This window comes from Rhizobium esperanzae (assembly GCF_002204185.1).
In the GTDB taxonomy this organism is placed as follows: Bacteria; Pseudomonadota; Alphaproteobacteria; order Rhizobiales; family Rhizobiaceae; genus Rhizobium; species Rhizobium esperanzae.
Window position 1 is genome coordinate 1 of sequence record NZ_MXPU01000044.1, and the last position, 11540, is coordinate 11540.

Consider the following 11540-nt stretch of genomic DNA (forward strand, 5'->3'; position numbering starts at 1 on the left):
GAAGATGACGGTGATCCAGTACGCGCCGGACTCCAAGCAGGCCGGGGAATATCGGGCGCTAGCCGAGAAGATCCATGCCAATTCGGGCCAAGGGACCATTCCGACCCCGATTACCATGGAAGAGCTCGAAGACATGCTGCTCGACTTCGGCATCATGAAGAGCGACGAGCAGATGCTGGCCGAACTACAGGCCAAGGAGTCAGCGGTGGTTGCGGCTCAATAACTGCCGCTGTCGACAGGACGCGCTGGCCCTTGAGCCAGCGCGTCCTTCCACGAAAGACGCTTCGTCGACGACGACCTAACCCGAACCTTGAAAGGGGCAGGGGCCCATGAGCCTTGATTACGAGAATGACAGCGTTTTGCATGAAAAGCTCATTGCGGAAGTGTTAGCGCAATATCCAGACAAGGCGGCAAAGCGCCGCAAGAAGCACCTCAGCGTCGCAACGAGCGGCGACGAGCCTGGCGATGAGCCGAAGGCGCTTTCCGAATGCGACGTCAAATCGAACATCAAGTCCATTCCGGGCGTGGCACGTGCCCAATAGGACCCAGCTTTCGAGGGAAAAAACGTGTCAAATATTGAATGTGAACGTGACACGGACTGCAGGCGAAAGTCTGTGCGCGCACCGTCGTCGATTTTCGTTCCGAACACAAATAGCGGGGCGCAGTTGCCTTGGTATACTATCTACCCCACAATACAGGAGTTTTCTCCAGAAATCGGCGCCCACACTTATGAGCAATGGCTGAGAAGCCAGGGAACTGATGACGCTGTCTCGCTCTATCTCCACATTCCATTCTGCCGCTCGATGTGCTGGTATTGTGGTTTTCCGACTAGCATCACTCGTCGGGATACTTTGATAACCGATTATCTAGCAATGCTGCGCGAGGAAATCCGCCTGGTCGCCGAGCAAGTGCCGCAGGCACTCTCCGTGGGTGACGTGCACTTTGGCGGCGGATCCCCGACCATTATGCCATCGGCAGACTTCCTGTCGCTAATGGAACTCCTGCGCGGCCGTTTTGCGCTTGAGCGAGGCGCAACCATTGCCATTGAGGTCGACCCGCGCACGTTCACCACCGATATGGCCGAAGCCCTAGAAAGAGAGGGTGTGAATCGCGCAAGCGTCGGTGTGCAGAGCTTCGATCCCGTCGTACAAAAAGCGATCAACCGGATTCAGAGCGAGGCGCAAGTGATGACCGCCGTCGAAAACCTCCGCCTGTATGGGGTCAGGCGTATCAATTTCGATCTGATGTTCGGTTTGCCGAACCAAACCGTCCAGTCCTGTCTAGAGAGCGCAATGTTAGCTATTGCGATGCGTCCCGACCGCCTCGCGGTTTTCGGTTATTCCCACGTTCCATCTTTTCGAAAAAATCAGCGCTTGATTGACACAGCAGCACTGCCCGATATAGCCGCGCGAGCTGAGCAGGCCTCAGCCATGGCCGATACGTTAGTTGCAGCAGGCTATCTGCAAATCGGTCTCGACCATTTTGCTTTGCCGGATGACGAGCTTGCAATAGCACAGAGAGCTGGTCGTCTGCGCCGCAATTCGCTTGGTTACTCTGCCGAAACCTGCCCAACTGTCATCGGTTTGGGCGCGTCCGCCATCGGTCGTTGCGGCGACGGTTACGTTCAAAACGATCTCACGCAAACCTGTTATAACCGACACATAGCATCCGGCCGCTTGGCGACCTCAAGGGGCTACCGTTTAACTACCGAGGATCGCGTAAGAGCTGCAATCATCGAACAGCTCATGTGCTACTTGGAGGCGGACATATCAGCAATCTGTACGGCCCAGGGATTTGATCAGACCCATCTAGTGAGTTCAGCTAAGCAGCTAGAGATTCTGGCTGAGGACGGGATCGTTGAGTTTGACAACGGTTTAGTCCGTGTACGGTACGAATGTCGCTCTGCCCTTCGCCATGTCGCTGCCGCGTTCGATGCTTATCTTGGCCGCCAGCCATCTAGACTGGCAAACGGAGGGCCTTAGAGTGATCACATAATCGAGCTCGAGTTCGTCGAGATGTTAGGCAGGAGGCAAGCCCCCAATTGCTCGATTTAAATCGATCGCTGAATTCGAAGTCCATGGCATGTGTCGGTCTCGATCGCGTCACAGTTCAGCTCTCGCCACTGGCAAAGAAATCCGCCGTCAGATCGTGAAAGGTCTGGCGCAGAACGGCTTCACCGGCTCGGTTGCGCGCGCCAACTTGAAGCAGGCGACACCTTCGTTCAAAGCGCCGGACCAGACGCCCGGACAGTTCAGCTTGACGTCACCAATGCGGCTTCGATTGCGCAAGCGGCGGAGACGCGCATCAAGAAACCTGCGGCAGGCTCGATGTCCACGGTGGCGATCGAGCGCGGTTAAATGCCTAGAACATGGCCTAAACACGCTTGTCGTCGATCTCGACGAAATGGGACCGTGCTTGGAACCCAGTTATTTGTCCTAGCCGTACACAGGTGATGCTGCCGCTGGCTCCGCGAAGCACCGGCGGCAAGAACCATCAACATGCCCAGGGCGACAGGTTGCCTGACGCTGAACAATGATCCTTCGACGTGGCCTAGGAGAACGCTTTCAATGCCGTCACTTGCAATAAACCGGGCTCAACGTGTTGCACTGCGACAGGTCACCGTTCAAACCGCTCCAGCATTGTTCTCAACTGCGCGTTTTGCAGCCTTAGCTTTCTGGCTAGCTGCCCCCTGAGCACCCTGATGTCTTCGTCGAGGCTCATCTGGTCCGCAGTGTGAATTGCCGGGGCCGCGTTTGCAATCGCGGCTGATGCCTTCTTACGCGGGGCGACCTCGAGAGTTCGCACGAGCTTCGTAGCATCATGCCCAGCGACGATGTCGGTACCAAGCTCGCCGAATGGAGGTGGATCAGCCGCCTCAACGATTTTGGCGTCTTGGCCGTCGACCTGATCGTGGCTGCGACGAGAGATGGCCTCCTCAGTCTCGTTCATGCCGATACCGATTCCGACTTCTTTGGAAACAACAAACTCGGTGGAAATTGCAGGAGAATGGCCGTGACGGGGAAGCCCCTCGCTTGCCGGTCGAACGGCGCTAATCAGGCTCTTCTCGGCAGGCGTTTCGGTCGGACCGGCAATAGCCAACGGGTCCGGCGTAACCTTTTGGTCCGAGCCGTTTTCTCGCTTTTGTTCGCGACCCGGTGAGATCAGTCGGGCAAGAAGTTTCCAGGGAGACGCCATCTATCTGACCTCGCGTTTTATCCCGCAAGCAGGCAGTGAGTTTTAGGTCCGGCAACAGCATTTACCGTTGCCGAATTGTTTGTCTCGATAAGAGTGTAGATACGGCCGGCTAATTGACCGGCTGCTTATATTAATCGAGCTTGAGCCGTTTGCGCAGATCTTCATTTTCAGCGCGAAGTTTTTCAGCAAGAAGCTTGCGCAGTCGCTGATTTTCTTCTTCCAACTGCAAAAGGTCTGCCATCTCATCGATCGCCGTCATCGGGGCGGCCGGCGCTGTCTGCACAGCTTTTGGAGCGCGGCGCATAGGTACACTTTTGGCGCTCGCCGTGGCTTCGATCGCCTTTGTCTTGCGCCCTCTCCTCTTTACACCACCGGCCCCGGCCAGAGCAGCTGCTGGCTCTGCCGTAGCGTCAGCGGACGCGGTCTCGAGTGCCGCGGCTTTTTTGGCGCGCGGTTTGCGCTGTTTCTTCGGCGCATTAGGCGTTTCGACAACGGTCTGTCCATCGACATTGGTTGTCGTATTAGTCTCGTCGGCCATGCTCATCTCCTGTGTATCTGATGCAGTTGTCGACGGGCCGAGAGGCGCTGTCAACAACTGCTCGGCCTGATCTTGTTCCGGCAAAGACATTTCGCTGTCGGGTTTGCCACTCTGAGAGCTACCTGACAGAGCAGGCAATGCCTCTTCCTCTAGATCGCGCGCGACTGACTTTAGATCCACATTGCCCCAGATCGAGTTCGATCTGGTATCGAGTTTTCGCCTGCCGTTCTTGTACTCGACGGCAAAACTGCGTTGCACTTTTTTCAATATAAGAGGCCTTGGAGAATCCACGGGGTGGCTGATGTTATGCTGGAACGGCACGAATAGCGCCTACCGGACTTCCAGTCCATACCCACGGACTAGCCTGCGGCCAATTTTTTAGCCCCGCGTTATTTTTTTGAAGTTACCGCGCCTCTGCCGATTTATGGTCGCCCCCGGGGAAGCGCTCGCGCATCCGCCACCGCATCAAGGCAAGTATCGCCGCAGAGGCCTCGGAAGTACTTTCCGACGATGAAATCGTCGCTTGGCTGAAGGAAACCGGCATCAGCATTGCGCGCCGCACTGTCACAAAGCATAGGGAGGCAATGGACAGCCAGAGCTGGCTCGGGGAAATCTGCACAGCTAGCATAAGTGGAATTTCTGCCTGACTTCGGCTTAGATGCCGGGAACAGGAGAGACCATGACGAGACGACCGCGCCGGAACCACAGCCCGGCTTTCAAGGCAAAGGTGGCGCTTGCCGCCATCAGGGGCGAGCAGACGCTGGTTGGAATTGTCCCAGCAGTTTGACGTGCACGCCAACCAGATCAAACAGTGGAAAGACCAGCTCCTTGAGGGGGCGACAGGCGTTTCGGCGATGAAGCGAAGGCGGAACCGGCGGGTCCAACCGTCGATGTCAAAACACTGCACGCCAAGATCGGCGAGCTGACACTGGAGAACGATTTTTTAGCCGGAGCGCTGCGGCAACGCGGGATTGCTGGGCGGAAAGAATGATCGACCGCGAGCATAAGCTATCCGTCGTGCGCCAGGCGAAGCTTCTCGGCTTCAGCCGTGGCAGTGTCTGCCCTCCTCCGTGCAACACCGCCGCGATGTAACGTACGGCTTCAATGTCGATCGAAGGAGTGCCCATGCGGGGCCGGTCAGACTTCCTCTGGTCCGAAGCAACTCTTGAACTCGTCGCACTCCATGCAATTCGAGGCGGACAGTGGGAAAGCCTCATCCGGCGACATCTGGGCGAAAGCGATTTGTTGAGAGGGAAATCGGACTGGGGTCAGCGGCGAAGACCGCCTCTATATTGCAAACGGCAGCGTCAGGCCCGCCGCAAACCTCTTAGTCGCAAATTCCGACTATATCGAAGTCCTGACCGATATCGATACTCAGAGCCCGATCCCTGAAGTGGTGAAGGAGCGGCAACCCAAACTTCTCCTTCGGCTCGCGCTTCAACGGCCAGATGCTGCGCACTTACGCTCGGGAAAATGATGAAGCGCTTGGTCTATGTTCGCGGCACTCGCTGCGGCAGTGCTCACCAAGACCGAACGCCGTTTCCTTGCAGCAGGCGCGGCTATCACGCTCATCGACGTGCCGAGAGGACACGCGGCTTGGCTTTGTCGGCTGAACAAGGTTAGCGAAGGAGTGTTGCTTATACGACTAGACACGAGGAGTTCGTCGGTCGAATGTAGCAGGCGGATCTGCCTTGAACACGGCCGCCATTGAGAGAAGGATGGGGGCGCCGCCCGCTTCACTGCTGAGTCACGCCATCTTTTTTATGGATGCATTCCATCCAAAATCGATTTTACTGATCGAGACGGTTGCCACTAGAAGACGCTGAAGAAGCGCTTTGTAAAGCGATAATTCGGAGTTCTTAAAATGGGTCCTCGGGTGCCGTGCAGACTGTGCTGGGAAAACGGCCTGGGGCAGTCCGTCTGCTGCCTGGTCTCGATCGTTATCTTGCACTCGACGTGATCGGCCAGAATCTTGGTCGTTGCTTCTCGACGTTTCAGCGGGCTCTCAAGGGACGCACTTTGCCCCGGTCGATGCCGCCTCCTATTCGTCGAGTTTCACCGCGCGCGCTGGTCATCTTTCTACTGCTTCCCCTTAAGGAACACGCGTTTTGCACATTGAGCGTAGATTGGTTCTCACACCGTGGCCGCCGTTCAAAGTGATTATCAATGGCGTTCCCACCGCCAGGGAGCTGAGTTCGGTACTGGCGCATATGCGGGTGATGGAGACCGGCGGCAGAACTCTGTTTGCTATGCCTCGGAGCCAACGCAGGCGCACTAGCCGTTGCAAGGACACGGTCTACGACCTTTGCAGCGACGACCAAACGTCGTTGATTTTCCCTTGTGGCTGTGGGGCGGAAAGATGAAGGACTGGGTAATGTGAATACGTAACGCGGCGTTACTGCCGCAAATGCTTCGGTCTGGGTTTCTGATAGCGCCGATTGTCGGCGATCTCACCGATCCGGTCACGATCTGATTTCGGCTTCGGCCCGTGAGCTCTAGCTGCACTGTCAAGGACCACCCTATGAAACTACGAAAGCCGGTGGCCAGGCCAGAGCGACCTACCTTTCGAAACGAACTGGAGAGCAACATGCTGTGTCTAGGGCTCAGTGGCGGTTTAAGCAGAGTCTACGAAAATTCGTTCGATCTACCGAACACCTTTATGGACGATGGGGCTGCGGTTCTCGTTCGCGACGGCCGAGTGATAGCGGCGGTCGAGGAGGAGCGCCTTAACCGGATCAAGCACTCCAACAAGCTACCAACGCGTTCTGTTCAATATTGCCTCGCATCTGCAGGTGTTCACCTTAACGACATAGACCGCATCGTGTATTATGCGACCGAGGCCTATTGCAACGCTGTGCTCGAGCGCGTGCGCCTCTCTCACCCAAGCGCCCCAATACCGGATGCGAGGCTGTTGTTGTGTGGATTACTCGGGCAAGAATTTGGTGCCGAAATTGATCCCTCACGTGTCTCCTTCGTGAGCCACCATATGTCGCACGCCGTGAGCTCGTTTTTCATGTCGGGCTTCGAGCGAAGTCTGGTCCTCTCAATTGACGGCGGTGGGGACTTTCTTTCGGGGCTTTTGGCGGTTGGTTCCAGCACGGAGATTGAGCCACTCGTGGCATTCCCGGAGAACGATTCTCTAGGGCTGCTATACTTGGAAACGATCCGCTTCCTAGGTTATGGCGCGTTCGATGAATATAAGTTCATGGGACTCGCACCCTACGGTAATCCCGCGTCATACCGCGCGATCTTCCAACAATTCTACGAACTCCTAGACGACGGTGGTTACCGGGTCTATCTCGACCGAGTTGGTCCCACGTTGCTCAGCAACATCCAAATACGCCAGAAAGGCATGCCGTTCACGCAGCAGCATAAAGATGTGAGTGCTTCACTGCAGGAAGCACTGGAACGGATCGTGTTCCACGTCCTACGGTATTACACCAAGGTTACCGGCATAGAACGACTGTGTTTGGCCGGAGGAGTGGCTCACAACTGCACTTTGAATGGCAAGCTGCTGTACTCGGGGATGTTTGAAGACATCTTCGTTCAACCGGCTGCCCATGACGCTGGCTACGCACTAGGCGCCGCATTGATGGCGTCTCATGATCTGGGGCATCCGGCACCTCGTGAGCGTTTGCAAAACGTCTATTGGGGACCCCACCTGGGGAGCGAAGGAAGCGTGGAAGAGGAACTCGTTGCTTGGGGCCAGCATCTCGACATTGAACGCAGTGATGACGTGACAGGCAAAGCAGCAGAATGGATTGCGCATGGCGCCGTGATCGCCTGGGTGCAGGGACGTTCGGAATTCGGTCCACGGGCGCTGGGCAACCGAAGTATTCTTGCTGACCCGAGGCCGGCCTCAAACAAGGATCGAATTAATACGATGGTACGCACGTAGATGGTACGGCTCGTTTGCAAACGGTGTCACGCGAGACAAATCCCGCATATTGGGAGCTAATCAATGCTTTCGGGAAGCGAACCGGCGTTCCGATCTTGCTCAACACGTCGTTTAACAACAATGCAGAGCCGGTAGTGGATTCGGTTAGGGATGCCGTAACGACTTTTTTGACGACTGACCTGGATGCACTTGTGATTGGTTCATTTCTCGTCAAGAAGCGAACCTCAACGATGGAGGAGTGGAATAAACTAGCCGTTTCCTTGCCGCCTTACGCAAGTCTCCATCAAGTGCGTACATATTCCACCCTGGATCGGCAAGAGACTGTTTGCGAGATCCGCACAGGTCCCTCCAACCAGCCGGCCGTGCCTATTTCACCGGAATTGTTTGAACAGCTAATTAGGATTGAGGGAGAAGCCCTGGTTGGCGACATTTTGGATGGAATCGCGGCGGGTTCAGGTAGCCGTGAAATCTTCCTCAATGAACTGCGGCAGATTTGGGAGCAGCGGTGCATATGCTTAAGCCCGGTACGCGGCCGCAGATCACAGGAATCCGTCCCCGCTGAGGCCTCTGTGACGAGTAGGCTTCCAGCATAGCTTGTGATCGCTCCGTTACGACAAACGATCTAGCGAAATAACAAAGCCTGAGACCGATAATGCGCCGCCTAATCGCACGGCGAAGCATCAACAACTACGTCGAAAGGAAGCGCCAAATGGACATAGCTCCATATGTCAGCGATATCCTGCCCGACCTCGTTCAGCAGGGGCACGTCGAAAACTTAAGGAGACTGTGATGGATCCGGTGTGTGACTTAAACGTTCATCGACAGATCGTTTCGCTTCTGGATAAGCCTGACCCTGTAATGTTTGACATCGGGTGCAATGACGGAAGCGATGCTCAACGCTTCTGCACCTTCTTCCAGGCGCCAAGCTCTATTGCTTTGAGCCAGACCCCAGAGCCGTTGCACGCTTTACCATCGGGATCGGATGAGACTATCCGAAGTTGCGATCAGCGACCGAAACGGAATGATCGAGTTTCACCCCAGCAATGGAAATGGCAGCGCTAAGGAATGGGATCTCTCGGGCTCGATACGCCGTCCCAAGAACCACCTTTCTGAGTATGCGTTGGTTCGGTTTGACCGTCCGATTTCCGTTGAGACGAGAAGGCTGGATGACTGGTGCGGCGAAGCTGGCCTAGAGAACATCGATGTCATCTGGATGGATGTGCAAGGAGCCAAGGCCGACGTTATTGCCGGGGGCAATCAGGTCCTGAGCAGAACGCGCTACATATATACTGAGTATAGTGATCAGGAGCTCTATGAAGGCCAGCTCCCCTGCGGGCCATTCTTGAGCTCTTACCTTCCTTCCAGATGGTAGTTGAGTATCCCGAGGAGTGGAGGGTGACGTTTTGCTCAGAAACACGAGCCTATAGCCGTTTCGATCTCCCTTTTTTTGCAATTCATTTCCGCCGCCGGTTAGCAAAGTGAACCAATCCTCCTTCGACCTTTGCCGCTGGGCTACATCGTAGAGTCCGATGAGGCGAAATCCAACCGAGTCCTCTGGGATGATAGCGGGCTATCATCACAGTATCATGGACCGTGTATGACACCGGCAGATCTTTAGGAGATCGATAAGGGATTCCTCGGTGTCACTCCGGTGCATGCGGCGCCCTTTGCCATCCGGGATGAAGGGGGATCGCGGCAACGACATGCGCAAGACCACCGAGGATAGAAGTCGCGATTGGGTGAAAAAGCACCGCCGAAAACAGTGGGTTTGGCGGACACTTGGTGGTTCGGGCTGGCAAGACGTCGTCTACATGCATCAAATGGATGACTCGCATTTAAACAATAGATTTCACCAATTTTCGCGGATGCTCCATAGACGGCCATCTCCACTCCACCGGGTTTGATCCGTTGAAAGGCTCTCGACCAATCCAACAACACCCGTAGCCCCGAAGTACCGGCGGCGGGAATGGCATCAATCCTACTTGGTGTCGCCTGGCCTTAGCCAACGAAAGGAAACGTCCCATGAAGGTTATTGGCTACCACGTCATCGTCGCCGCGTTGCTCGCATTGACATTGCAGGCCGGGCCGTCGTTTGCAGCAGATGATCGTGACCAAGATTCCGGCCCGGCGATAAGTGACCTCCGCGCAAACCAGACCGGTGCCGACAAAACCCATTCAGCAGAGCACACTCAAGACTGCAATTGCCAAGATGCACCTGCCGAAGAAGGTGAATGCTACGAGTGCGTCTTACCCCCCGAAGTACATATTCAAGACGCCGAAGTCATCGACGTCGCAGACCGCAACCTATATCCGCGGAAATCACTGCTACTCGCCAGAATGATCAGGCGCCGCTGAATCGTGTCGGTTGAAAGTAGCAGTAAGACCATTGAAGCCACGGCGGCTGGAATGTCGATACTTTCCCAATTTTAGACGACCCTTTGATTGCTGATCTCTCTCGGCGCCGCACCGCGAGACCGAGCCTTTTCACCTTTTCTCTCCCCACCTCGCTACGGATGAAGACATGCGGTTCAAGGGCCTTGATCTGAATCTCCTCGTCGCACTCGACGCCCTGATGACCGAGCGTAATCTCACGGCGGCGGCGCGCAGCATCAACCTGAGCCAGCCGGCCATGAGCGCGGCCGTCGGCAGGTTACGCACCTATTTCAATGACGACCTTTTTACCATGGTCGGTCGCGAACTCGTTCCAACCCCGCGTGCGGAGCGGCTCGCGCCTTCGGTCCGCGAGGCTCTGCTTCACATCCAGGTCTCGATCATATCCTGGGATCCGTTTAGCCCGGCTCAATCGGATCGCTGCTTCAGAGTCATCCTTTCCGATTACGCCGCACTCGTTTTTTTTGAAAAGGTCGTGAGGCGTGTCGCCCGAGAAGCGCCCGCCGTCTGCTTCGAGTTGCTGGCTATCGCCGATAACTACGATGATTACCTGCGGCGCGGTGACGCCGATTTTCTCATCTTTCCGGAATTGCTCATGTCGCGCGCACATCCTAAGGTGACGCTATTCGAGGAGACCCTCGTGTGCGTGGGCTGCCGCTCGAACAAGCTACTCTCGGAGCAACTTACAATCGAGAGGTATATGTCGATGGGACACGTTGTGGTGAAGTTTGGGAACGCCCGGACGGCTTCCATCGAGGAATGGTGTTTGCTTGAGCACGGGCTTAAGAGACATGTCGAAGTAGTCGTGCAGGGCTTCAGCATGATTCCGTTCATGCTTTCAGGGACCGAGCGCATAGCGACAATGCCCTTACGCCTGGTCAAGCAGCTCGAAAAGACAATACCCCTGCGGATCGCTGACCTTCCGCTACCGTTGCCGGCGTTCACACAGGCCCTCCAATGGCCCGCCCTTCACAATAGTGATCAGGCAAGCCTCTGGATGCGGGACGTGCTATGTCAGGAAGCATCCCGCATGCCCTCGCCGAATGAGGTAATGAGACGTCTCAGGATTTCCTAGCATTCTTACGTGGTTTTGTCGTGATTCATGGCGTCGGAATGAGGGCCACTTTGAGACGCCGCCGTTACAGCCTCACGGATGATTGATCGTGTCGCCGCTGGCCCAACAGCCGCGCTGACTGACTGACGACCAAGCATGGAGGAACTGGAGTTGCCCCCAAAAGACCGGACATGCTCAGGTTTGAGATTGCGAGCTGATGAACTCGCGCGGCGATTGATATCCTAAAGCACTGTGTGGATGAAGATTGTTGTAATGCTCGAACCAGAATGGCAGTTGAGCGATGACGGTTTCAGCATCCGGGGTTGGATTGACCGAGACGTAGTCGCGCTTGAAGGTTTTGACGAACGCCTCCGCCATTCCGTTTGACTGTGGGCTTCGCACCGGTGTCGTGCACGGCTCCATGCCGATGTCGCGTAGCAAGGATGCGGTGTCCTTCGCGATGA

8 protein-coding genes and 4 pseudogenes are annotated in these 11540 nt (G+C 55.9%); 9 read left to right on the forward strand and 3 right to left on the reverse strand.

The features are described 5' to 3' along the window. The 3 genes and pseudogenes from nifH to hemN all read left to right on the forward strand — a co-directional run. A pseudogene (nifH, locus tag B5E41_RS30470) lies at positions 1 to 223 on the forward strand (nitrogenase reductase); the annotation flags it as partial. 106 nt (positions 224 to 329) lie between these two features. Then, positions 330 to 527, forward strand: a pseudogene (locus B5E41_RS30475) (nitrogenase); the annotation flags it as partial. A gap of 87 nt (positions 528 to 614) precedes the next feature. Next, the gene (gene hemN, locus B5E41_RS30480; protein ID WP_088397283.1) at positions 615 to 1982 is read left to right on the forward strand and encodes an oxygen-independent coproporphyrinogen III oxidase; all 1368 of its coding nucleotides are present in this window, start codon (positions 615 to 617) and stop codon (positions 1980 to 1982) included. A 634-nt stretch (positions 1983 to 2616) separates the two neighbouring features. Here the strand turns inward: hemN and B5E41_RS30490 are convergent. Next, complete coding sequence (locus B5E41_RS30490; protein WP_054185971.1) at positions 2617 to 3195, reverse strand: hypothetical protein; 579 nt, start codon at positions 3193 to 3195, stop codon at positions 2617 to 2619. Positions 3196 to 3325: 130 nt separating this feature from the next. Then, positions 3326 to 4000: an MreC domain-containing protein gene (locus B5E41_RS30495; RefSeq protein ID WP_088397286.1), complete on the reverse strand. Its 675-nt coding sequence runs from the start codon at positions 3998 to 4000 to the stop codon at positions 3326 to 3328. A gap of 185 nt (positions 4001 to 4185) precedes the next feature. Here B5E41_RS30495 and B5E41_RS30500 point away from each other — a divergent pair, with 185 nt between their 5' ends. From B5E41_RS30500 to nodD1, 6 genes and pseudogenes are all read left to right on the forward strand, one after another. Then, positions 4186 to 4380, forward strand: coding sequence for an RNA polymerase factor sigma-54 (locus tag B5E41_RS30500; RefSeq protein ID WP_425350153.1), 195 nt, complete (start codon positions 4186 to 4188; stop codon positions 4378 to 4380). An 11-nt stretch (positions 4381 to 4391) separates the two neighbouring features. Beyond that, positions 4392 to 4804 (forward strand): annotated as a pseudogene (locus B5E41_RS32040) (transposase); the annotation flags it as partial. A 1516-nt stretch (positions 4805 to 6320) separates the two neighbouring features. Next, positions 6321 to 8224 (forward strand): annotated as a pseudogene (locus B5E41_RS30515) (carbamoyltransferase family protein). A gap of 389 nt (positions 8225 to 8613) precedes the next feature. After that, on the forward strand, positions 8614 to 9003 hold the full coding sequence (locus B5E41_RS32635) for an FkbM family methyltransferase (protein WP_280950655.1): 390 nt from the start codon (positions 8614 to 8616) through the stop codon (positions 9001 to 9003). 650 nt (positions 9004 to 9653) lie between these two features. Then, positions 9654 to 9986 (forward strand): nodulation protein NolE, encoded by a 333-nt coding sequence (locus B5E41_RS30525; RefSeq protein WP_088397284.1) that lies wholly within the window; start codon positions 9654 to 9656, stop codon positions 9984 to 9986. 166 nt (positions 9987 to 10152) lie between these two features. After that, positions 10153 to 11097, forward strand: coding sequence for a transcriptional regulator NodD1 (gene nodD1, locus B5E41_RS30530; protein WP_088397285.1), 945 nt, complete (start codon positions 10153 to 10155; stop codon positions 11095 to 11097). A 174-nt stretch (positions 11098 to 11271) separates the two neighbouring features. Here the strand turns inward: nodD1 and B5E41_RS30535 are convergent. Next, on the reverse strand, positions 11272 to 11540 hold a 269-nt coding region (locus B5E41_RS30535), incomplete at its 5' end, for an integrase core domain-containing protein (RefSeq protein ID WP_141098842.1).